The sequence below is a fragment of the Streptomyces fractus genome (genome assembly GCF_049844455.1).
Classification (GTDB): domain Bacteria; phylum Actinomycetota; class Actinomycetes; order Streptomycetales; family Streptomycetaceae; genus Streptomyces; species Streptomyces fractus.
Window position 1 is genome coordinate 4,514,846 of the sequence record NZ_JBMYHI010000002.1, and the last position, 23,428, is coordinate 4,538,273.

16 protein-coding genes and 4 tRNA genes are annotated in these 23,428 nt (G+C 69.8%); 9 read left to right on the plus strand and 11 right to left on the minus strand.

The window, feature by feature from the left end:
- Positions 1-32: 32 nt before the first annotated feature.
- The 3 genes from ACP4E5_RS22420 to ACP4E5_RS22430 form a co-directional block, all read right to left on the minus strand.
- Positions 33-1,571, minus strand: a complete 1,539-nt coding sequence (locus tag ACP4E5_RS22420) for an amino acid permease (protein WP_425831405.1) — start codon at positions 1,569-1,571, stop codon at positions 33-35.
- Between the two features lie 114 nt (positions 1,572-1,685).
- Positions 1,686-3,917, minus strand: coding sequence for a DEAD/DEAH box helicase (locus ACP4E5_RS22425; protein WP_425831407.1), 2,232 nt, complete (start codon positions 3,915-3,917; stop codon positions 1,686-1,688).
- 221 nt (positions 3,918-4,138) lie between these two features.
- Positions 4,139-4,675 (minus strand): hypothetical protein, encoded by a 537-nt coding sequence (locus ACP4E5_RS22430; protein ID WP_425831409.1) that lies wholly within the window; start codon positions 4,673-4,675, stop codon positions 4,139-4,141.
- Positions 4,676-5,438: 763 nt separating this feature from the next.
- Between ACP4E5_RS22430 and ACP4E5_RS22435 the strand changes: the two genes are divergently transcribed.
- From ACP4E5_RS22435 to ACP4E5_RS22455, 5 genes are all read left to right on the plus strand, one after another.
- Positions 5,439-5,789, plus strand: a complete 351-nt coding sequence (locus ACP4E5_RS22435; RefSeq protein WP_425841562.1) for a metallopeptidase family protein — start codon at positions 5,439-5,441, stop codon at positions 5,787-5,789.
- A gap of 243 nt (positions 5,790-6,032) precedes the next feature.
- Positions 6,033-7,622, plus strand: a complete 1,590-nt coding sequence (locus ACP4E5_RS22440) for a metallophosphoesterase family protein (RefSeq protein WP_425831411.1) — start codon at positions 6,033-6,035, stop codon at positions 7,620-7,622.
- An 80-nt stretch (positions 7,623-7,702) separates the two neighbouring features.
- Positions 7,703-7,775, plus strand: a tRNA-Glu gene (locus ACP4E5_RS22445).
- 49 nt (positions 7,776-7,824) lie between these two features.
- Positions 7,825-7,899 (plus strand) — tRNA-Asp (locus ACP4E5_RS22450).
- Between the two features lie 23 nt (positions 7,900-7,922).
- Positions 7,923-7,996: transfer RNA gene (locus ACP4E5_RS22455), tRNA-Phe, on the plus strand.
- A gap of 52 nt (positions 7,997-8,048) precedes the next feature.
- Here ACP4E5_RS22455 and ACP4E5_RS22460 read toward each other — a convergent pair.
- Positions 8,049-9,137 carry an ABC transporter permease gene (locus ACP4E5_RS22460; RefSeq protein WP_425841565.1) on the minus strand — a complete coding sequence of 363 codons (1,089 nt, stop codon included), beginning with the start codon at positions 9,135-9,137 and terminating at the stop codon, positions 8,049-8,051.
- A 129-nt stretch (positions 9,138-9,266) separates the two neighbouring features.
- Here ACP4E5_RS22460 and hrpA point away from each other — a divergent pair, with 129 nt between their 5' ends.
- Together hrpA and ACP4E5_RS22470 are read left to right on the plus strand one after the other, a co-directional pair.
- Complete coding sequence (hrpA, locus tag ACP4E5_RS22465) at positions 9,267-13,286, plus strand: ATP-dependent RNA helicase HrpA (RefSeq protein WP_425831413.1); 4,020 nt, start codon at positions 9,267-9,269, stop codon at positions 13,284-13,286.
- Positions 13,287-13,380: 94 nt separating this feature from the next.
- Positions 13,381-13,455: transfer RNA gene (locus tag ACP4E5_RS22470), tRNA-Asp, on the plus strand.
- A 663-nt stretch (positions 13,456-14,118) separates the two neighbouring features.
- On the opposite strand, the gene bldC is transcribed toward ACP4E5_RS22470, so the two are convergent.
- Positions 14,119-14,325, minus strand: a complete 207-nt coding sequence (gene bldC / locus ACP4E5_RS22475; protein WP_003949541.1) for a developmental transcriptional regulator BldC — start codon at positions 14,323-14,325, stop codon at positions 14,119-14,121.
- Between the two features lie 487 nt (positions 14,326-14,812).
- A complete protein-coding gene (locus tag ACP4E5_RS22480; protein WP_425831416.1) occupies positions 14,813-15,676 on the minus strand; it encodes a DUF8083 family protein in 864 nt (287 codons plus the stop codon).
- A 234-nt stretch (positions 15,677-15,910) separates the two neighbouring features.
- Between ACP4E5_RS22480 and ACP4E5_RS22485 the strand changes: the two genes are divergently transcribed.
- Together ACP4E5_RS22485 and ACP4E5_RS22490 are read left to right on the plus strand one after the other, a co-directional pair.
- Entirely contained in the window at positions 15,911-17,032 is a 1,122-nt protein-coding gene (locus ACP4E5_RS22485; RefSeq protein WP_425831419.1) for a Leu/Phe/Val dehydrogenase, read from the plus strand.
- Positions 17,033-17,295: 263 nt separating this feature from the next.
- On the plus strand, positions 17,296-17,559 hold the full coding sequence (locus ACP4E5_RS22490; protein ID WP_389283973.1) for a DUF3073 domain-containing protein: 264 nt from the start codon (positions 17,296-17,298) through the stop codon (positions 17,557-17,559).
- A gap of 136 nt (positions 17,560-17,695) precedes the next feature.
- On the opposite strand, the gene purM is transcribed toward ACP4E5_RS22490, so the two are convergent.
- The 5 genes from purM to ACP4E5_RS22515 form a co-directional block, all read right to left on the minus strand.
- A complete protein-coding gene (gene purM, locus ACP4E5_RS22495; protein ID WP_425831421.1) occupies positions 17,696-18,769 on the minus strand; it encodes a phosphoribosylformylglycinamidine cyclo-ligase in 1,074 nt (357 codons plus the stop codon).
- 34 nt (positions 18,770-18,803) lie between these two features.
- Entirely contained in the window at positions 18,804-20,330 is a 1,527-nt protein-coding gene (gene purF, locus ACP4E5_RS22500) for an amidophosphoribosyltransferase (RefSeq protein WP_425831422.1), read from the minus strand.
- 87 nt (positions 20,331-20,417) lie between these two features.
- Entirely contained in the window at positions 20,418-21,245 is an 828-nt protein-coding gene (locus ACP4E5_RS22505; protein WP_425831424.1) for an META domain-containing protein, read from the minus strand.
- 58 nt (positions 21,246-21,303) lie between these two features.
- Positions 21,304-22,101 carry a maleylpyruvate isomerase family mycothiol-dependent enzyme gene (locus tag ACP4E5_RS22510; RefSeq protein WP_425831426.1) on the minus strand — a complete coding sequence of 266 codons (798 nt, stop codon included), beginning with the start codon at positions 22,099-22,101 and terminating at the stop codon, positions 21,304-21,306.
- Positions 22,102-22,135: 34 nt separating this feature from the next.
- A complete protein-coding gene (locus ACP4E5_RS22515; protein ID WP_425831428.1) occupies positions 22,136-23,380 on the minus strand; it encodes a hypothetical protein in 1,245 nt (414 codons plus the stop codon).
- Positions 23,381-23,428: the final 48 nt, after the last annotated feature.

Genomic DNA, 23,428 nt, shown 5'->3' on the forward strand with positions numbered 1-23,428 from the left:
CGTGGAAAGGACTCAGAAGGGCTGGGCACATGTCACGAGCGGTCGGCGCGACGGGCGGCGGTGCGGGGGTGGTTCGGGTTGAGGAACCAGTGGCGGGCCGAGACCGCCCACCAGGTGCCCGCGAAGCCGAGGACCACGAGGACCGCGATCGGGGCGTAGTTGAAGGTCTCCCAGGTGACCGGGGAGACCTGCGGCAGCATGAAGAGGATCGTGATGACGACGACCCAGGCCACCGCCACCACACCGATCGGCGTCGACCAGCGGCCCAGGTGCCACGGGCCCCGCTCGAACGCGTCGCCCTTGCGCAGCCGCAGCAGCGTCGGGATGACGTACGCGATGTAGAGGCCGATGACGGCGATCGAGGTCACGGCCGCGTACGCGGTGACGTTGATCAGGTAGGGCAGGCCGAGGACCAGGGCGCCCGCCGCCGCGAGCCAGACCGCCGCGACGGGGGTGCGGGTGCGCGGGCTCACCGTGTGCCACACGCGGGAGAACGGCAGGGCGCCGTCGCGCGAGAAGGCGTAGATCATGCGGGAGTTGGCGGTCACGGACGCCATCCCGCAGAACAGCTGGGCGCCGATCACGACCAGGAGGAGGAGCTTGCCGGCCGTCGCGCCGAGGGCGTCCAGGAGGATCTGGGCCGGGGGCGCGCCCGTCGGCGAGTTCAGCGCACCGTCGTACGACTGGATCGCGAAGGTGAAGCCGAGCAGCAGGACGAAGCCGGCGATCCATGACGTCCAGATCGAGCGGACGATGCCCTTCGGGCCCGCCGTCGACGCGTCGTGCGTCTCCTCCGTCATGTGCGCCGACGCGTCGTACCCCGTGAAGGTGTACTGCGCCATGAGCAGGCCGATGAGGACGACGTACACGCCGCTGCCCCAGCCGGTGTTGTTCACGAACTCGCCGAAGACGAAGGACGCCGACTGATGGCTGTCCGGCGCGAAGGCGAGCGCGCCGACGATGAGGGCGACGCCCAGCACGTGCCACCACACGCTGACGCTGTTGAGGAAGGCGACGATGCGCACGCCGAAGGTGTTGAGGAGTCCGTGGAGGACCAGGATTCCGGCGAAGAGCAGGATCGTGCGGCCGGGTGTCACCTCGAAGTCGAACTGGAGGTTCAGGTAGGCGCCGAGGAAGGACGCCGCACCGAAGTCGATCCCGGCGGTCACGGCGATTTGCCCCAGGACATTAAACCAACCGGTAATCCACGCCCACGCCGCCGCCGACCTCTCCGGCGCCAGCTGATACGCCCAGAAGTACAGCCCCGCCGACGTCGGGTACGCCGAGCAGATCTCGGCCATCGCCAGGCCCACGAAGAGGGTCATCAGGCCGACGGCGACCCAGCCCCAGGTGATGAGCACGGGCCCGCCCGTGTTCATGCCGAACAGGTACAGGGTCAGACAGCCCGAGAGGACCGAGATGATCGTGAAGGAGACGGCGTAGTTGGAGAAGCCCGACATACGGCGGGCGAGGACCTGCGTGTAGCCGAGCTGGGCGAGGCGCTCCTCGTCGGAGCCCGCGGCCACGGCCGGCTCCGGCCCGTCGGTGGCTCTGCTGGCATCACTTGTCATGCCCCCAGCGATTCCCTCGCCGGGGGCGCCGCATGCGGCCGATCAAGGCCCAAAAAGGCCGCGGCCCCACCCCCGTGAGGGAGTGGGGCCGCGGCCCTGTCACGTCAGAGACGGTCAGCCGTTGCGCTTCCAGCGCGGCTTGTCGTCACGGCGGCCGAAGGACGAGCCGGTGCCGGAACCGGCACCACGGTGGTCGTCACGGCGGCCGTAGGGGCGGTGGCCGCCGGAGGGACGGTCGCCGCCCTGGCGGTCACGGTTGAACGGACGGTCGCTGCCCCGGTGGCCCGAGGGACGGTCGTCGCGGCGGAAGCCGCCACGGTCGCCACCGCGGTCGTCACGGCGCTCGAAGGAACGGCCGCCACGGTCGTCGCGGTTGAAGCCGCCACGGTCGCCGCCCCGGTCGTCACGGCGCTCGAAAGAACGGCCGCCACGGTCGTTGTCGCGACGCTCGAAGGAACGGCCACCACGGTCGTTGTCCCGGCGGAAGCCACCCTTGTCACCGTCACGACGGTCATCGCGGCGGAAACCACCACGGTCACCACCGCGGTCGTCACGGCGCTCGAAAGAACGGCCGCCACGGTCGTTGTCGCGACGCTCGAAGGAACGGCCACCACGGTCGTTGTCCCGGCGGAAGCCACCCTTGTCACCGTCACGACGGTCATCGCGACGGAAACCACCACGGTCACCACCGCGGTCGTCACGACGCTCGAAAGAACGGCCGCCACGGTCGTTGTCCCGGCGGTTGTCACGGCGCTCGAAGTTGCCCCGCTCGTCGCGGCGCTGACGCGGCTGGTCCGAGAACGAACGCTCGGCGCGCTGCGCCTCCTCGGCGGCAGCGGCGGCGGCCTGGGCGGCCTGCTCGGCGGCGGCCTCCTGCGCGGCGGCGACGGCCGCGGCCACGCCCTCCTCGTCCTCGCCGCGGTCACGGGCGGCGCGGGCGGTCAGGCGGTCGGCCTGCTCGCGCAGCTCGGTGGCGCGACGGGTCGCGCGCTCCAGCTGCTTGGTCAGGTCGGTGACCTCACGCTCGGCCTGCTGCGCGGCGTTGCCCGCGGACTCGGCCTCGACCTCGGTCATGGACCGGGCACCGGTGATCTCGGCGACCTCCGGGTCGAAGGCGGCGCCGCCCTGGATGATGTGGCGCCCGGCGTCGACGCCCGCGTCCTCCATGAGGCGGAAGATCTGGCGGCGCTGGTGCGGCAGCGACAGGGAGACGACGGTGCCGGTGCGGCCGGCACGCGCGGTGCGGCCCGCGCGGTGCAGGTAGTCCTTGTGGTCGCCGGCCGGGTCCACGTTCAGGACCAGGTCGATGTCGTCGACGTGGATGCCTCGGGCGGCGACGTCGGTGGCGACGAGCGCGTTGACGTAGCCCTTCTTGAAGTCCTCGAGAACGCGCGTACGGGCGCCCTGGGTCATGCCGCCGTGCAGCGCGTCGGACTTCACGCCGGCGTCGCGGAGCTGCTCGGCGATGCGGTCGGCGCCCAGCTGGGTGCGGACGAAGATGATCGTGCGGCCCTTGCGGGAGGCGATGGCCGCGGTGACCGGGGCCTTGTCCTTGGGCTTCACGACGAGGATGTGGTGCGACATCGTCGTGACGTTGCCCTGGGCGCTGTCGACCTCGTGCGAGACCGGGTCCGTCAGGTAGCGCTTGACGAGCGTCTTGATCTCGTTCTCCATGGTGGCGGAGAAGAGCATGCGCTGGCCGCCGGCCGGAACCTGGTCGAGCAGCTCGGTGACCTCGGGCATGAAGCCCAGGTCGGACATCTGGTCGGCCTCGTCGAGGACGGCGACCTCGATGTTCTCCAGCGAGCAGGCGCCGCGGTTGATGATGTCGCGCAGGCGGCCCGGGGTGGCGACGAGGATGTCGACGCCGCGCTCCAGGGCGTAGATCTGGTTGCCCATCGACGTACCGCCGCAGACGACCTTCATCTTCAGGCCGACCTGGTCGCCGTAGGGCTGGAGCGCGTCCGCGACCTGCATCGCGAGCTCACGGGTCGGGGTGAGGATGACGGCGCGCGGCTTGTGCTTCTCGCTGCGGGCGCCTTCCAGGCGGGCCAGGACCGGCAGACCGAACGAGAGGGTCTTGCCGGAGCCGGTGCGGCCACGGCCGAGGATGTCCTTGCCGGCCAGGGCGTCCGGGATGGTCGCGGCCTGGATCGGGAACGGGGTGGTCACACCGTTCTGCGCGAGCTTGCGGACGACGGGCTCGGGGAGACCGAGGTCGGCGAAGGTGAGGGTGGGCTCGTCGTTCTCGATGATGTCGACCGCGTCGGTGTCGATGGTGTCGATGGTGTTCTCGACGTCGTTCTCGACGGCCTGGTCGGCGATGTTCTCAGTGGAAATGGACATGCGAAATGCGAAACCTTCCGGAGTCTCGGCACGCGCCCGCAACTCCGTGTATTCGCAATTCAGCAAATCGACCGCCTCAATGCGGTCCAGCCACGGCAAGGGAGAGTACGCGCCACGCGGCGCTCTCTTAACGGCGCCGGGCAAATGGGATCAAACGATCTACCACCATACGCACCCCCCACCCCCCAAGGCAAACCGGATCCTTGAGACCCCGCTCACACCTAGGCCGGGTCCCCCGCCTGCGGCCGCGGTTCACTGGCCCGCTCTTGCGCGGTCTCCCCGTGCGCCGACGACGAGGGCTCGGCGGTCGGCGGTGACGACGAGGGCGCGGGGGACGACTTCGTGGGCGAGGGCGTGCTCGTCGCGCTGGGCGGCTCCGGCCGCTGCGAGGGGCGCCGCGACGCGCTGCGGGACGGCGAGGTGGGCGCCGAGGCCGGGGCGGACGCCTTCGGCGGGGTGGGAGAGGCCGACGACGGCGTGGCCGGGACTTCGGGTGCGGCCGACCGGCCCGGCGGCATCGCCGAGGCCCTCCCGACCCGCGTGCCCACGTCCGCCCCGCCGTCCGGCACCTCGGCGCCGCCGTCGGGCGCGGCGCCCGAGCCCCGCTGCGGCGGGGAGTGGGTGGGCGCGTGGCCTCCGTCGGCACCCACGCTCATGCAGCCGGCGGCCGCGGCGACGGCCACCGTGGTCGCGGCCAACCGGCCCAGACGGAGCGCGCTGAGCGACAGGGCGCGTTGCGATACGGACAGCTGGCGCACGGGCGGGCACCTCCGGTGCACGAGAACGGGGTCACCATGGGGGGGTACCGTTCCCAACTCCTGTCCCCCGTACGAGGACACGCGCCGCGCGAGCACCGCACAAAGCCCCCACAATCAGCGCGGGGACCTCACCCGTATCCGAGCGCGTGCAGCCGCGCGTCGTCGATGCCCAAGTGGTGAGGAGTCTCGTGCGTTCAAGAAGTTCCATCGGACACGTCTTACCGAGAACCTGAACCGGGCTTGGCTCTCCAAAGCGCGTACGTCGGGCGTGAAGCCGTCCATGGACCGGTTCTGGTGGGTGGGCGAGGACGATCCGCAAGGGGCGGGGGCGAGTCACGCCCTCGCCGACGACGACACGGAGAAGCCGCTCGCGCCGATCTGTGGGCCTGTTCCCCCGATGCGAGGAACAGGCCTTTCCGAAGAGACATCAAAGTCGGCCTGAGCACCGAAACGTCCCGTCACGCCGTATCGCAAGCGTATTGCGGGCCGTTGCCTCACCGGGACCGGACGCGCATACGTGGAGCTGGGTGCCAGCCGTATCAGCGACGCCGGCAAGCTCCTCGAAGCCCTCCCGCCGGCTGTCGCCCAACAGCCCGACGACGGCCTCAGCAGCCCGGCGGAAAACCTCGGACAGCCCAAGCCGCCCGCGCAGCCCCCGCCAGACGCTCCCTCGTTCCTCGGCGGGGGCTTCTCGGCTCACGCCGGCATCCCCGTACGCAGGATCAACCTCCCCACCCGCCCGCTCATCCCGGACAATGGCCGTGTGCTGGAGATGACGCGCGAGACCTTCGAAGAGCTGGTGGCCGAGGCCCTGGACACGATCCCTCCGGAACTGACCCGGGTCATGGACAACGTGGCCGTGTTCGTGGAGGACGAACCGCCCACCGACGACCCCGAACTCCTGGGCCTGTACGAAGGCACTCCGCTCACGGACCGGGGCGAGTGGTACGCCGGAGTCCTCCCCGACCGCATCAGCATCTACATGGGCCCGACCCTGCGCTACTGCGCGTCCCAGGAGGACGTCGTCCACGAAGTCGCCGTGACCGTAGTCCATGAAATCGCCCACCACTTCGGCATCGGCGACGAGCGCCTTCACGAGCTGGGCTGGGGCTGATCGGGGCAAAGGCTCCGGGCCGCCGTTAACAGGCCCATGCGCCCCGTCACCCGGTGAGCTGAACAGCCCCCAAAGAAGTGTGCGGCGGGCTGTCATGCACCTCGGTCTCCGTGACCACGTCCTCCCTCGACCCGCACATCCTCGGCGACCAGTTCCTCGAACGTCTCGCGCGTCATCTCCAGCACACGGCCATTGTCCGGTACAACCCGCATACCCACCCGTGCACTTGGGCATACGGGAGCAATGGCCCGCTCGCCCGCCGCCGCCATACGTGGAGTCCGCCGCCGCACGCGACGCCTTCGCGCAGCACCCTCGGCGCTGCTGCGCCACTACCGCGACCGGCACCCCCGCCCGGTCCTCGAGCTGGTCCACCCGCCGCACCCCTACGTACGCGCGCTCGGCCTGGTCGCCGTCGTGCTGCTCGGCGCCTGGCTCGGCCTGCTGATCGTCGGCAGCGTGCGCACGCCCGTGGGGCCGATGGACACGAAGATGACGCTGCGCCCCTCGGTCTCGGGCGGTACGAAGATCAACGTGTCGCCGCTCGGCGCCCTGGAGCTGCGCTCCCACACGGCGCCGATCCGTCTCGACGTCGACGTGGACCGCATCGACCCGGTCCGCGCACAGGCCCTCGTCGACCACCCCGAGCTGTTCGCGGGCCTTCAGGACGAGGTCGCGCGCGACGTCGAGCACGGCACGGTCGACCTGGCCCTGCGCTCCTGCGTGGCGGTGGTCGCGGGCGCCACGACGCTCGGCCTCGTGGTCTACCGCCGCCCGCGCCGCGCCCTGGCCGCCGGCGGCCTGGCGCTCACCCTGCTCGCCGCCTCGGGCGGTACGGCGTACGCGACGTGGAACCCGGAGTCCGTCCTGGAGCCGAAGTTCTCCGGACTGCTCTCCTCGGCGCCCTCCGTGGTCGGCAGCGCCCGCTCGATCGTGACCGAATTCGACGCGTACCAGAAGGAGTTGGCGCTCCTGGTCACGAACGTCACCAAGCTGTACGACGCGACGTCCACGCTCCCCACGTACCAGCCGGACCCCTCGACGATCCGTGTACTGCACGTCTCGGACATCCACCTCAACCCGGCGTCGTGGAAGATCATCGCCTCGCTCGTGGACCAGTACAAGATCTCCGCGATCGTCGACACCGGCGACACGATGGACCACGGCTCGCAGGCCGAGAACGCGTTCCTCGACCCGATCGGGAAGCTGGGCGTGCCCTACGTCTGGATCCGCGGCAACCACGACTCGAAGAACGCGACGCAGAAGTACCTCTCCGACAAGAAGCGCTTCAAGAACGTCCGCGTCCTCGACGACGGGCGGGCCACCACGGTCGCGGGCCTGCGCTTCGCCGGCATGGGCGACCCGCAGTACACCCCGGACCGCGCGGTGAAGGCGCAGGGCGACCCCGCCGAGCGCCTGGCGGGCATCCGGCTCGCCTCGGCGCTGCGCGACCAGCGGGCGGCGGGCACCCCGGTCGACATCGCGCTCGCCCATGAGCCGGCCGCGGCCCGTGAGGTGGACGGCGAGGTGCCGCTCGTCCTCGCGGGCCACATCCACCACCAGGAGATGGAGGTGCTCCCGCTCGGCACCCGGCTGCGCGTCGAGGGTTCGACGGGCGGCAGCGGCCTGCGCGCGGTCGACAACAAGAACGGTCACCCCGACCCGGTCGAGGCCTCGGTCCTCTATCTGGACCGCACGACGAAGCGCCTGCAGGCCTGGGACGAGATCAGGCTGGGTGGTCTGGGCCTGACGAAGGCGGAGGTCAGCCGCCATCTGCCGCAGGAGAACCAGCCCGGCGCGACCCCGTCGCCGAGCCCTGGGGAGAGCTCCCCGTAAACCGTTTTGGCGATAGCTCCCCGCATCCCATATGCTTCTCACGTCCCCGACGCGCTGCAAAGCGCGCAGGCGGGCCGATAGCCCTCATCGTCTAGCGGCCTAGGACGCCGCCCTTTCAAGGCGGTAGCACGGGTTCGAATCCCGTTGGGGGCACGCACAACCGTGTGAGAGACTTGCTGTCGCTTGTCTCGCACAACAGCAAGGTCCTGTGGAGCAGTTTGGAGTGCTCGCCACCCTGTCAAGGTGGAGGCCGCGGGTTCAAATCCCGTCAGGACCGCTGAAGTTCCTCGTGAACTTCGTGGCTGGGTAGCTCAGTTGGTACGAGCGATCGCCTGAAAAGCGATAGGTCGCCGGTTCGATCCCGGCCCCAGCCACAGGAACTAGGCCCCGTCTTCGGACGGGGCCTATTGCGTTTCACCAGCGGTTTCACACTGCCGCCGCGTGCAGCGGTCCCGTCCCCCGGCCGCCCGGGTGGCGATGGCGCCAGAACCAGAAGAGGGCGCAGGAGACCAGGGACCAGCCGGCCAGCACCAGGATCGGGAAGGCGTGCTGGTTGCCCTGGAAGTAGACCGCCGTGTGCTGGGCGTTGTACGAGGCGCCCGGTGGCAGCCACTGGCCGAGGCGGCCGATGACCGTGGGGAGCAGCGGGGGCGCGACCGCGCCGCCGGACGCCGGATTGCCGAGCAGGACCAGCAGGCCCCAGGTCGGGATCATCGCCCAGCGGTGGAAGAACGTGTTGAACATCGTGAAGACCATGCCGCAGGTGAACATCGTCAGCGCGAGGATCAGCCAGGACTCGACGAAGGGCAGGTCCACCGCGCCGAGCCCCCAGTCCGCGACCGCCGCCACCGCGAAACCGCCGAGCAGTGCGTAGGCGATCGTGAAGGCGATCCGCTCGGCCGGGTTGAGCCCGCGCGCGTGCACGCTGAGCTGGATCGCGCCGACGAAGCCGATGATCACCGCGGCGAGTGTGATGTAGAAGATCGTGAGCCCGCGCGGGTCCCCGCCCTGCAACGGGTTCACGTCCTTGACCGTCACCGGGATGCCGGTCGCCTTGCTGACGGGCGGCGCCGCTTCGGTGAAGACCTGGGCGACGGTGACCCCGGAGGCGCCGGAGACGTCGAGGTGAACGCGCGAACCGCCGCCCCGTACGTCGAGGACCGCGTAGATCTTCTGGGCGTCGAGGGCGTCGCGGGCCGCCGTCCGGGAGTCGTAGGGCTTCAGGTCGAGTTGCGCGTCGAGCGCCTTCTCCATCGCGCCGAGGAACCGCTGCCCCTGGGCCTGGTCGTACGCGCCGGTGACCCCGGTCGGGATGTTGTGCGGCGTCGGGTTCGCCATGGAGTACGTGTACGAGCCGGCGAACAGGGCGGCCGCCGCCGACAGGATCAGGACGAGGACGCAGGCCGGGAAGAACGGGGAGTTCTTGAATCCCTTCCAGCGTTCGGTCCCGCTCAGCGGGCGCCCGTGCGCGCCGTGCGGCGGGTGCTCCTTCTCCGGTTCCGGCTCATCGGGCATGTGCGACATATCCGCACGTTAAGCCACGCGCCAGCGCTCTACATCCGGACACGGGCCCCGGCCGCCCCGGCGCACCGGCCACAAAACCGGTCGCCACACATTTCCCCGAGGTGAGATCCTTGAGGACGTATGTCTACGCAGCCTGCCCCCGCCGCCGATCAGTTCGCCGCCGTAGCGCGGCGGATCTCCGAGCTGTCCCTGCGCGATGCGCACCGCCTCGGGCGCAGGCTCGAAGGCGCCCGCAAGATCCGTAAGCCGGAGGCCCGCGCCGCCGTCGTCGCGGAGATCGGCGCGGAGGCCGAGAAGGCCGCCGTCCGCACGGACGTCCGTCGCGAGCGCCGCGCCGCCCTCGACGTCACGTATCCCGAGCAGCTCCCGGTCAGCCAGAAGAAGGACGAGATCGCCGAGGCGATCCGCGACCATCAGGTCGTGATCGTCGCCGGTGAGACCGGATCGGGAAAGACCACCCAGATCCCGAAGATCTGTCTCGAACTCGGCCGTGGCGTACGCGGCATGATCGGCCACACCCAGCCGCGCCGCATCGCGGCCCGCACGGTCGCCGAGCGCGTCGCCGACGAGCTGCGCACGCCGCTGGGCGAGGCCGTCGGCTGGAAGGTCCGGTTCACGGACCAGGTCGACCAGGACGGCACGTTCGTCAAGCTCATGACGGACGGCATCCTGCTGGCCGAGATCCAGACGGACCGTGAGCTGCGCGCGTACGACACGATCATCATCGACGAGGCGCACGAGCGGTCCCTGAACATCGACTTCCTGCTCGGGTACCTGGCGCAGCTGCTGCCGAAGCGCCCGGACCTCAAGGTCGTCATCACCTCCGCGACCATCGACCCGGAGCGCTTCTCGCGGCACTTCGGCGACGCCCCGATCGTCGAGGTCAGCGGCCGTACGTATCCGGTCGAGGTCCGCTACCGGCCCCTGCTTGAAGAGGACTCGGACGACTCCGACCGCGACCAGATCACCGCGATCACGGACGCCGTGGAGGAGTTGCAGAAGGAAGGTCCGGGCGACGTACTGGTCTTCCTCTCCGGGGAGCGCGAGATCCGCGACACCGCGGACGCGCTGGAGAAGAAGAAATACCGCGCGACCGAGGTGCTGCCGCTGTACGCGCGGCTCTCGCACGCCGAGCAGCACCGCGTCTTCCAGCGACCCGGCGCGGGAACGGTCCGCCGCATCGTCCTCGCCACGAACGTCGCGGAGACCTCCCTGACGGTCCCCGGCATCAAGTACGTGATCGACCCGGGCACGGCCCGCATCTCCCGCTACTCGCACCGTACGAAGGTGCAGCGGCTGCCCATCGAGCCGGTCAGCCAGGCCAGCGCCAACCAGCGCAAGGGCCGCTGCGGCCGTACGTCCGACGGCATCTGCATCCGCCTCTACTCCGAGGACGACTTCCTGGCCCGCCCGGAGTTCACGGACGCGGAGATCCTCCGTACGAACCTGGCCTCCGTCATCCTCCAGATGACCTCCGCGGGCCTCGGCGACATCGAGAAGTTCCCCTTCATCGATCCGCCGGACCACCGCAACATCCGTGACGGCGTCCAACTCCTCCAGGAACTGGGCGCGTTGGACCCCGCGCAGAAGGACGTACGCAAGCGGCTCACGGAGCAGGGCCGCAAGCTCGCCCAGCTCCCCGTCGACCCGCGCCTGGCCCGCATGGTCCTTGAGGCCGACAAGAACGGCTGCGTGCGCGAGGTCATGGTGATCGCCGCGGCGCTCTCCATCCAGGACCCGCGCGAGCGCCCCTCCGACAAGCAGGCGCAGGCCGACCAGCAGCACGCCCGCTTCAAGGACGAGACGAGCGACTTCCTCGCCTTCCTCAACCTCTGGCGCTACGTACGGGAACAGCAGCGGGAGCTCGGCTCCTCCGCCTTCCGCCGCATGTGCAAGCGCGAGTACCTGAACTTCCTGCGCATCCGCGAGTGGCAGGACATCTACACGCAGCTGCGGACGGTCGCGAAGCAGATGGGCATCCATCTGGGCGACCCCGACACTCCTGCGGCAGGCGACTCCGTCCACGTCTCCCTCCTTGCTGGTTTGCTCTCGCACATCGGCATGAAAGATGTGAAGGAGTCCAAGGAGTCCGCGCAGAAGGACCCCAAGCAGGCCGGCCGCGACCGCGGGCGGAACGAGTACATCGGCGCCCGCAACGCCAAGTTCGCGATCTTCCCCGGCTCGGCCCTCTTCAAGAAGCCTCCGCGCTTCGTGATGTCGGCGGAGCTGGTGGAGACCTCGCGCCTGTGGGCGCGCGTGAACGCGAAGATCGAGCCCGAGTGGGTCGAGCCGCTCGCCGAGCACCTCCTCAAGCGCACGTACAGCGAGCCGCACTGGGAGAAGGACCAGGCGGCCGTCATGGCGTACGAGAAGGTCACGCTGTACGGCGTCCCGCTCGTCGCCCAGCGCAAGGTGAACTACGGCCGGATCGACGCCGAGGTCAGCCGCGAGCTGTTCATCCGCAACGCGCTGGTCGAGGGCGACTGGCGCACGCACCACAAGTTCTTCGCCGCCAACCGCAGACTCCTCACCGAGGTCGAGGAGTTGGAGCACCGGGCCCGCCGCCGCGACATCGTCGTCGACGACGAGACGCTCTTCGACTTCTACGACCAGCGGGTCCCCGAACACGTCGTGTCCGGCGCCCACTTCGACTCCTGGTGGAAGCACAAGCAGAAGGAGGAGCCGGAGCTTCTGGACTTCGAGCGCTCCATGCTCATCCGGGAGTCGGCCGAGGCGGTCACCAAGGACGACTACCCGGACTCGTGGCGTCAGGGCGGGCTCAAGTTCCGGGTGACGTACCAGTTCGAGCCGGGGGCGGACGCGGACGGTGTGACCGTGCACATCCCGCTCCAGGTGCTCAACCAGGTCACCGACGACGGCTTCGACTGGCAGATCCCCGGGCTGCGCGAGGACGTGGTCGTCGAGCTGATCCGGTCCCTGCCCAAGCCGATCCGCCGCAACTACGTGCCCGCGCCGAACTACGCGAAGGCGTTCCTGGACCGCGCGGTGCCGCTCCAGGAGCCGCTTCCGGTCACGCTCGCGCGCGAGCTCCAGCAGATGGTCGGCGTCCCGGTCTCGCCGGACGACTTCGACCTGTCCCGCGTACCGGACCACCTGAAGATCACGTTCCGGATCGTCGACGAGCGGCGCCGCAAGCTCGCCGAGGCCAAGGACCTGGAGGCGCTGAGGCTCCAGCTGAAGCCGAAGGCCCGGCAGGCGATCTCGCAGGCGGCCAAGGCCACCGCGGAGCGCTCCGGCGGCCCGTCCGTGGAGCGCAAGGGCCTCACCGACTGGAGCGTCGGCACGCTGTCCAAGGTCTTCGAGACCCGCCGGGCCGGCCAGCCGGTGAAGGCGTACCCGGCTCTGGTCGACGACGGCGACACCGTGTCCGTACGCCTCTTCGACAGCGAGGCCGAGCAGGCGCAGGCGATGTGGAAGGGCACGCGCCGGCTGATCCTGCGCAACATCCCTGTGAACCCCGGCAAGTTCGCCTCGGACAAGCTGACCAACCCGCAGAAGCTCGCCCTGTCCGCGAACCCGCACGGCTCCGTCCAGGCGCTCTTCGACGACTGCGCGATGGCGGCGGCGGACAAGCTCATCGGCGACTTCGGCGGTCCCGCCTGGGACGAGGAGTCGTACCGCAAGCTCTACGACAAGGTGCGCGCGGAGATCGTCGACACCACGGTGAAGGCGGTCGGCCAGGTGCAGCAGGTCCTCGCGGCCTGGCAGGCCTGCGAGCGCCGGCTGAAGTCCACGAAGAGCGCGGTGCTGCTGCCCAACCTCCAGGACGTGCGCACCCAGTTGAACGAGCTGGTGAAGCCGGGCTTCGTCACGGCCACCGGGCTGCGGCGGCTGTCCGACCTGATGCGCTATCTCGTCGCGGCCGACCGCCGGCTCCAGCAGATGCCGACCAACGTCCAGCGGGACACCACCCGCATGGAGAAGGTCCACGAGATGCGGGACGAGTACCTGTGGCTGCTCGAGCAGATGCCGCAGGGGCGGCCCGTGCCGCAGGAGGTGCTCGACATCCGCTGGATGATCGAGGAGCTGCGGGTCAGCTATTTCGCCCACGCGCTGGGCACGGCGTACCCCGTCTCGGACAAGCGGATCGTGAAGGCGATCGACGCCCAGGTTCCGTGACCGGCCGACCGCACACGGTGAGTTCGACCGCACGGCCTGCGCTGCTGTAGAGTCCTGTCTCGCAGCGCAACGAGCGACAAGCGCCGCGAAACCTGGTCCTGTGGAGCAGTTTGGAGTGCTCGCCACCCTGTCAAGGTGGAGGCCGCGGGTTCAAATCCCGTCAGGACCGCAAGTGAAGAAGACCCGCACCGTACGGTGCGGGTCTTCTTTCGTTTCGCCCGTGGGACCGCAAAGGCGTGAGCCCCACCCGACCCCGCCACCTCGATCGCCACAGCGGCCCGATCGGACGCCACGAAGGCCCCTGTAGCGCCCTGAGAGCGCCTGCGGGCCCGTTGGGGACCAAAGACCCTCGAAGGGGTGACCAAAGCCGACCCTGCGCGGCCTCAACTGGTGGCAGCCTAGGGAGAGTCGGCAGCGCGCCAGGAGTACCCTCCGACGCCGGAGCCTCCATTAGCGCAAGGGCGTCACCTGCAACAAGCGACGGGGCGTGTGACGGGTGTCACCGAACTTGTTTTGGAAACACCGTTTCTTACCCCCTCCCTACAACGGCTCAATTTAATATGTGCAATTGCACCACCCCCGACAGGTGGCCACAGAGGCGCACATGAACCCCCATCGCAGGCCGGCCCGCGCGCACAAAAAAGATCGCGCTGGACCCGGCGGAGTCCAGCGCGATCGAACGACGCTCGCGTGAGGCAGTTGAGATGACGCCTCGGCGGTCTTCATAAGAAGGAGTCCTGTTGGGGCAGGACCCGCGTCGAGTGGAGCTATGGGTGGGTGAGTGACGGGTTGGGGGACCCGAAACGCCCGTTGTGCTGCGTTGTGCGGTGCCTCAGGCCTCGCTGCGCTGCTGCGGGATCCCCGCAAGCAGTGCGCGGACCTCGGCCTCGCGGTAGCGGCGGTGTCCGCCGAGCGTACGAATCGACGTGAGCTTGCCAGCCTTCGCCCAGCGCGTGACCGTCTTGGGGTCGACGCGGAACATCGTGGCGACCTCAGCCGGGGTCAGCAGCGGCTCGGCATCAGGGGTGCGAGCGGTCATGAGCGGCCTCCTCGGAGAACCGAACCTTCTCGGTTCATTCCTCTAAATTCTGCACCTTGACCCGCGTTGCCCGAAATGGCGGACGCGAGTCGAGTCGGTTATAGGACGAACGGCTTGTCCTCGGCACTACAACTACACCATCCGTCCAGCCACGTCGGCCAAACCGATGGAATTGCCCTCCCAGGTGTTCATCAGCGACGGAAGCCGATGGACCGTGCCATAGCGGACAGTCACGCCACAGTGACGATCAGTCACAGACGGACCAGGAGCCATCAGACCCCCCAGCGGCAGTGCAATGCTGAGTAATCCGTCCATGGTTGGACTTAGTTGGACGGAAGGAGCCCTCCCCGGACTCCTTGTCCTATTTTGGCACGAGGAGGGGTGATGGGCGCAAGGTCCCCGTAAGTGCCCTCCGTCACGCTTGACACAAAAGCCCGGTTCAGGACGTAGGTCCCGAAGGCCGGTGTGAGCGGCGTCACTTGGGGATTCAGTTCGCGAACTGCCGGTCCCGCGCCGACCGCCAGCGTTCCACAAGCCTCGCGTACGCCTCTCCCGCACCGTCCTCGTCACCGACGCGCAGCGCCGCGATTCCCTCGGCGACATCCGCCGCCGAGTGGTCCTCCTCGAGGAAGTCCTGCGGCAGGGCGTGCACGAGCCCGCCGTAGTCGAGCTCGACGTACGAACGGGGGTGGAACTCCTCCAGCCAGCGCCCCACATCTACCAGGCCGTCGATCAGGGGGCCTTCCTCGATCGAGTCCTTCAGCGCCTTCAGGCTCCGCGCGACCCGGCGCCGCGCCTGCACCATCGGAGTGCGATAGCGAAGCCGCGGTACGCCGACGCCGCCCGCCGCCCCGTCCTCGTCGCTCTTCTGCTCGTACTCGCGCTCGTCGTCCGACACGAGCACGAACCAGTTGATCGGCACCTGCCATGTGGACGTGCGGATCCACGGCCGGGCGTCGGGGTTGCGCTCCAGCCAGCGGTCGTAATCGGCGGCCGACTGCCGGCGCACCACCGGAGGGATCGCCGCGTCCAGGACCGGGGCCGGCAGCTCACCCGGCAACTCGTCCAGGGCCTGCCAGCCACGCAGCCGGGTGCGCCACGGGCAGACGCACACGACCCCGTCGATCACGATCACGAACGCGTCGTCGCTCTCGTGCACCGGCACGGGCACCGGCGGCGTGGGCAGCAGATCGGCCAGCGACCGGCGCAGTTCGTCCTGGTAGGAGGGGAGGCTCTCGCGTTTCGCGTAGCGCTCCCAATGGCCGCGTTCGGGCTGCGGGAAGGCTGCGAGTGGTTCGTACACGCGCAGATACGACGCGTACGGGACGGTCACCGACGACACCTTGGGCACGGCTGCTCCCTCCCCCGCCCACCGGCTGGAAAACACTGCAAATCGTCCCACGTGGCGACGCGACGGGATTCGGCCGTACTTCCGGCCTTCGCGGGCGCCCGGGGGTGATCCTGAGCAGTGCGGCCGTGGCGGGCCCCCGCACGCTCTAATCTCTTGCCCACAAGCACCGACGGAAGGCCCGCCACCCGCACGGGATTCCGCCCAACCGCCGCTATGTACTTGGGAGTCACCACAGTGACCGATGTGTCCGGCGACGCTGTCACCACCTCTGGCACCTCCGACGCCTCCGGCGTTCTGCACACGCTCTTCCACTCGGAACAGGGCGGCCACGAGCAGGTCGTCCTCTGCCAGGACCGCGCCAGCGGCCTCAAGGCCGTCATCGCCCTCCACAACACCGCCCTGGGCCCGGCCCTCGGCGGCACGCGCTTCTATCCCTACGCCTCCGAGGAGGAGGCGGTGGCCGACGCGCTGAACCTCGCGCGCGGCATGTCGTACAAGAACGCCATGGCCGGGCTCGACCACGGCGGCGGCAAGGCCGTCATCATCGGCGACCCGCACACGGTGAAGAGCGAGCAGCTGCTGCTCGCCTACGGCCGGTTCGTCGCCTCGCTCGGTGGCCGCTACGTCACCGCGTGCGACGTCGGCACGTACGTCGCCGACATGGACGTCGTGGCCCGCGAGTGCCGCTGGACCACCGGCCGCTCCCCCGAGAACGGCGGCGCGGGCGACTCCTCCGTACTCACCGCCTTCGGTGTCTTCCAGGGCATGCGGGCCAGCGCCCAGCACCTGTGGGGTGACCCCACGCTGCGCGGCCGCAGGGTCGGCGTCGCGGGCGTCGGGAAGGTCGGGCACCACCTGGTCGAGCATCTGCTGTCGGACGGCGCCGAGGTCGTGGTGACCGACGTCCGCGAGGAGTCCGTGCGGCAGATCACCGAGCGGCACCCCGAGGTCGCGATCGCCGCCGACACCGAGGCGCTGATCCGCGTGGAGGGGCTCGACATCTACGCGCCCTGCGCCCTCGGCGGCGCGCTGAACGACGACACCGTGCCGGTGCTGACCGCGAAGGTGGTGTGCGGCGCGGCCAACAACCAGCTCGCGCACCCGGGCGTCGAGAAGGACCTCGCGGACCGCGGGATCCTCTACGCGCCGGACTACGTGGTGAACGCGGGCGGCGTCATCCAGGTCGCCGACGAGCTGCACGGCTTCGACTTCGACCGGTGCAGGGCCAAGGCCGCCAAGATCTTCGACACGACGCTTGCGATCTTTGCTCGTGCGAAGGTCGATGGCATTCCGCCGGCCGCCGCGGCCGACCGGATCGCCGAACAGCGGATGGCGGAGGCGCGCGGGCGGGCCTGATGGGGGCCGGCGCGTAACGAGTGTCACGCCCCTCGGCGGGTCGCTCCTCGGGAAGAGGTTAAAATCGCGGTTGACCAGCGAGGAAAGGGCTCCTGGCTGGTCCTGCGCCCAGGCGCGTCCTGCGGGCGACGTACCGTATGGGCGTGGGCTCAGGTACCGTGGAAGCCCTACGGACCGGTCTCCCTGCGGGGAGTCCGTTCCAGATCATGTACGCGTGTCAAGACTCTGGGGCCATGAAGCCCCATCACCGAGGGGGTCGAGCCATGGGGCGCGGCCGGGCCAAGGCCAAGCAGACGAAGGTCGCCCGCCAGCTGAAGTACAACAGCGGCGGGACTGACCTGTCGCGTCTGGCCAACGAGCTAGGCGCATCCACGTCGGATCCAGTATCGAATCAGCCGCCGAACGGCGAGCCTTTCGAGGATGACGACGAGGAAGACGACCCGTACGCCCGCTACGCGGATACGTACGACGAGGACGAGGACGAGGACGGCCAGTCCGGTCCTTCGTCACAGCGCCGCGGCGCTTGACCTCGTAACACGTCAGCGGCGTCATCGTCGCTGCACTTCACCCGGTCCGGGGTGGTCACCACGCCGGACCGGGTTTTGTGCTGTCCGTACAAGGGGGGGCAGGGCGGGGGCGGCGCCCCCACACCCCCACGGGGGACTACTTCGCGTAGTCACCCGTGAGCTCGGCGCCCGAGGTGTGCTCGCCGCGCTCGACGATCTCGCCGGCCACCCAGGAGTCCACACCGCGGTCGGCCAGGGTCGCCAGGGCGACCTCCACCGACTCCTGCGGCACGATCGCCATCATGCCGACGCCCATGTTCAGCGTCTTCTCCAGCTCCAGGCGCTCGACCTGACCCTTCTTACCGACCAGGTCGAAGATCGGGTCCGGGGTCCACGTGGAGCGGTCCACCGTGGCGTGCAGGCCGTCCGGGATCACGCGGGCCAGGTTGGCCGCGAGGCCGCCGCCCGTGATGTGGCTGAAGGCGTGGACCTCGGTGGTGCTGATGAGCGAGAGGCAGTCCAGGGAGTAGATCTTCGTCGGCTCCAGGAGCTCCTCGCCGAGCGTGCGGCCGAGTTCCTCGACGTGCTCGCCCAGGTCCATCCCCGCGCGCTCCAGGAGGACGTGGCGGACCAGCGAGTACCCGTTCGAGTGAAGACCGGAGGACGCCATGGCGATCACCGCGTCACCCTTACGGATGCGATCCGGGCCCAGCAGGTTGTCGTGCTCCACGACACCCGTGCCGGCGCCGGCCACGTCGAAGTCGTCCGGGCCGAGCAGACCGGGGTGCTCCGCGGTCTCGCCGCCGACGAGGGAGCAGCCCGCGAGGACGCAGCCCTCGGCGATGCCCTTCACGATGCCGGCGACCCGCTCGGGGTGGACCTTGCCGACGCAGATGTAGTCGGTCATGAAGAGCGGCTCGGCGCCGCACACCACGATGTCGTCCATGACCATCGCGACGAGGTCGTGGCCGATCGTGTCGTAGACGCCCAGCTGGCGGGCGATGTCGACCTTCGTGCCGACGCCGTCGGTGGCCGAGGCGAGCAGCGGGCGCTCGTACTTCTTCAGGGCCGAGGCGTCGAAGAGGCCGGCGAAGCCGCCGAGGCCGCCGAGGACCTCGGGGCGCTGCGTCTTCTTCACCCACTCCTTCATCAGCTCTACGGCGCGGTCACCGGCTTCGATGTCGACACCTGCGGACGCGTAGGAGGCACCGGAGGGCTGGGTCTCAGACATTGCCTGGGATCTTTCGGGTTGGCGAAATCGGGGTCTACGGGCGACGGATCGCGTCGGACGCAGCCGTGGACGCAGGGCCTGCGGCCAGTTCCGTCTCCAGGAGCTGCTTGCCGAGGAGCTCCGGGTCGGGGAGGTCCATCGGGTACTCGCCATCGAAGCAGGCACGGCACAGGTTCGGCTTGGCGATGGTGGTCGCCTCGATCATCCCGTCGATGGAGATGTACGAGAGCGAGTCCACACCCAGCGAGGTGCCGATCTCCTCGACCGTCATGCCGTTGGCGATCAGCTCCGCGCGGGTCGCGAAGTCGATGCCGAAGAAGCAGGGCCACTTGATGGGCGGCGAGGAGATCCGCACGTGGATCTCGGCCGCGCCGGCCTCGCGGAGCATGCGGACCAGGGCGCGCTGCGTGTTGCCGCGCACGATCGAGTCATCGACGACGACCAGACGCTTGCCCTTGATGACTTCCTTGAGCGGATTCAGCTTCAGACGGATGCCGAGCTGGCGGATCGTCTGGGAGGGCTGGATGAAGGTGCGGCCGACGTAGGCGTTCTTCACCAGGCCGTTGCCGAACGGGATGCCGGAGGCCTCCGCGTAGCCGACCGCGGCCGGGGTCCCGGATTCCGGGGTGGCTATGACGAGGTCGGCGTCGACCGGGGCTTCCTTGGCGAGCTTGCGGCCCATCTCCACACGGGAGAGGTACACGTTCCGCCCTGCGATGTCCGTGTCCGGGCGGGCCAGGTACACGTACTCGAAGACGCAGCCCTTGGGCTTTGCTTCGGCGAAGCGGGACGTTCGCAGGCCGTTCTCGTCGATGGCGACGAACTCGCCCGGTTCGATCTCGCGGACGAAGCTGGCGCCGCAGATGTCGAGCGCGGCGGTCTCCGAGGCGACGACCCAGCCGCGCTCCAGGCGGCCGAGGACCAGCGGGCGGATGCCCTGCGGGTCACGCCCCGCGTACAGCGTGTTCTCGTCCATGAAGACGAGCGAGAAGGCGCCCTGGACCTGGGGCAGCACCTTGAGGGCCGCCTCCTCCACGGTCAGCGGCTTGCCGTCCTCGTCGACCTGCCCCGCGAGCAGGGCCGTCACGAGGTCCGTGTCGTTGGTGGCCGCGACCTGGGTCGCGCGGCCGTTCTCCTTGGGGAGTTCGGCGACCAGTTCGGCGAGCTGCGCCGTGTTGACCAGGTTGCCGTTGTGCCCGAGGGCGATCGAACCGTGCGCGGTGGCGCGGAACGTCGGCTGGGCGTTCTCCCATACGGAGGCCCCCGTGGTCGAGTAGCGGGCGTGACCGACCGCGATATGACCTTGCAGGGAACCTAGGGACGTCTCGTCGAAGACCTGGGAAACGAGCCCCATGTCCTTGAAGACGAGGATCTGGGAGCCATTGCTGACCGCGATTCCCGCGGATTCCTGACCCCGATGTTGGAGGGCGTAGAGCCCGAAGTAAGTGAGCTTTGCGACCTCTTCACCCGGAGCCCAGACCCCGAAGACGCCACAAGCGTCCTGGGGGCCCTTCTCGCCGGGGAGCAGGTCGTGATTGAGTCGACCGTCACCACGTGGCACGCCTGCGAGTGTAGTCGTGATCCCTCAGTGGTCCGAATTGGGGACCGGGGCTACGCGGGTTGACCGGGGCGGATGTGACTCAACTCATCAGTCGGACGCGGCGGTGAGCCCGATGCCGGAGCCGTCCGGCTTCCTCAGCGTGAGGGCGTCGCCCTGGATGTCGTAGGACGCCTTGTTCTTCAGGACGTCGAGCATCGCCTGCTCGACCTCGCCCGCCGCTCCGATGCAGCCCATACGAGTGCTGGTCAGCGGCCCGAAGGTGACGTGTCCTTCGTTGACTGTGGCCTTGGCGCGGCCCTGGTTGCAGCCGAGGCGGGCGCTGACGTGGCCGTCCTTGTCGAAGACGAGGCGGGCCCTGCCCTGCGCGGCCTTCGGCAGGGACCGGGTGGTGTCGCCTGCGCTCAGGCTGGTGACGTTCCACTTGGTGTCGACCAGCTCGGCGTCACGCTGTTTGGCGAGGGTGACGGTGTCGCCGTTCGCTCGTGTGAGGGTCAGCCGGTCGTTCTTGTCGCCTTCGGCCTTGACCGTGTTCTTGTCGGCGAGGGCGCCGGCCAGGGTGTCCTCGAAGGCGCGTACGTCCTTGTCCTCGCAGAGCATCATGGTCCGCTTCGCCTTGCCGAGGTCGACGCTGTCCCCGGTGACCCGGGCCGCGGCGTCGAAGTGATTGCAGCCGTAATTGCCGCGCACCCGCTCGTCGGAGACGAACTCGAGGTACGCGCTGCCCGGGGCCTTCGTCATCCTCCCGCCCACCGTCACGCTCTGCACGCTCCAGTGGACGCCGGCGACCGGGGCCCCGCCGACGGTCGTCGAGCCGGCCTTCTCCTCGCCGCACGCGGTCACGGTGGCCAGCGCGGCGAGCGGCAGGGCGGCGGTGCTGATCAGGGCACGTGTACGGGATGTACGTAGCGTGAGCATGGCAATGGGACGGGGCGGGCCGCATTCCGGTTCCGGACCGCCGCGCGTCCCGTGCGCATCACGCCATGATCGGCAGCAGTCCCGCCAGGTCGGCCCGCTCCCCACTCGCGCTCACCAGTGCGTCCTCGACCGCCGCCGACCAGGTCGTACGCCCCGTGGCCAGGCGGATCCAGGTGAGCGGGTCGGTCTCCACGACGTTCGGCGGGGTGCCGCGGGTGTGCCGCGGACCCTCGACGCACTGCACGACGGCGTACGGCGGGATCCGGACCTCGGTGGAGGCGCCGGGGGCCTTGGTGGCGAGGGCGTCGGCGAGGACCCGGGTGCAGGCGGCCAGGGCCTGGCGGTCGTACGGGACGTCGAGGCCCGGCACGGCGTCGTTCAGGTCGTCGGTGTGGACGGTCAGCTCGACGGTGCGGGTGACCATGTAGTCCGCGAGCGTCATCTGGCCGGTGCGATTGGCGACGAGCGCGTCGCCGGGGTGGTCCGCGAGGGCCCGTTCGAGGCTCTGCCCGGCGTCGGCGTAGAGCGTCGCGAGGTCGTTGTCCGCCGCGAGCCCCGTCACGTACTCGGCGACGTCCTGCGCGTACGGGGCCGACGTCATCGGCCAGTCCTGCGGCGTCAGTTCGGCCTTGCCCGAGCCGGCCGCGGCGAGTCCGCGGGCGACGGCGCTCGTCGCCATCGTGATGTGTGCGGCGAGCTCCCGCACGGTCCAGTCCCCGAGCCGCGTCGGGGCCGCGAGCTGCTCGGGCGTGAGGGCCTCGACGGCCTTGCGCACGTTGTCGAACTGGGCCAGGACGGCGGTGCGGGTCTTGTCGGGGTCGTAGGCACGGGGGCGCTTCTTCTTGGCCGGTGGCATGGGGTCGAGCCTAGAGCCCTGGGGCCCTGGGGCCCTATGACCGGCGGAAGTCTGTATGCGGCGGGAAGGCGATGTCCGTGCAGTCGTGGCGGCGGCTCTGGGCGTCGACGTAGCGTCGGAAGATCCGCTCGTGGTCGGCCGTGGCCACCTTCGCGTAGCCGGAGGACAGGGTCAGGGTGTGGATGCGGGGTTTGCCCGCGCAGACGGAGGAGGCCCACCAGAGCGGCTCCCCGGGGGCGCGGCCCGCCTTGCCGGGTTCGGCGTCGACCGGGTCGGCCGAGGCGCTGTTCCGGCCCAGCCGGACCTCGCGGGCGGCGGCGCCGGAGTAGGTGTGGAAGGACGCGAAGTACCTGCCGGGGCGGTCCGGGGAGTAGACGTTGTCCAGGCCCTCGCCCTTGGCGTCCCACACGGCGTTCGCCCGCTTCGGGGAGAGGACCAGCGCGCACCGCTCGTCCCACACCCGGTCGTCCGCGCGGCTCTGCAGGACCTGGTCGGCCGACAGGGGCCGCTCCGCCAGGCCCGAACTCCGGTACCAGTCACAGGTTCCCGAGGCCCTGGCCGCGGGGGTCGGGCCCTCGGTGAGCGCGGGGATGCCGTCCGGGGCGTCCGGCAGGCGGTCCGCACAACCGGCGTGCTCGGCAAGGCGGTTGGCGGTGATCACGGCGGTGTCGGCGAGGACGTCCCGGTCGTGAGCGGTGAGCTGCCCGTCGTCACTGAACGGAGTGTCGGACTCGGTCAACCCGGCCCGCACCCACAGCGTCCCCACCGGCCGTCCGCTCAACTCGCCCTTCGCGCACGGCAGTTGCACGGTCACCCCGGTGTCACCCACGGTCCCCGCGATGCCGCCGCCGAGTGGCTGCTCGGGGTAGGTGTGGCTGGTGTACGGGCCGCCGGGGTCGAGCAGATCGTCCCAGGGGTCCTCGGGACGGTACGTCTCCTGGGACACGGATCCCATCGCGCCGGTGAAGAACCAGCGCTCGCCGCTGCCCGAACCGCGCGCCTCACCGGCCTCGGTGCTGAAGATCTCGCAGTCCTCGCCCGAGGCCAGGCCGGCGACCTGCACCGTGCCCTCGTCCGCGACCCGGTGCGTGATCGAACCGCCGGCCGGGGACAGCGCGAGCACCCGCCCCGCCGGGACGAGCCCGGCGCACGCCGCGTCGATCTGGTGCCGCGCGCTCAGCACCTGCCAGATCTGCTGCCCGCCCCAGCCGATACCGGCGACCGCGGTCAGGCAGAACACCACGTTCACGGACTTGCGCGCCCACTCCGGGACCTTCACGGCACCCTCCCCCTGCTCCCCTGTGCACCGTAGGCCCCGCCCGAAGCG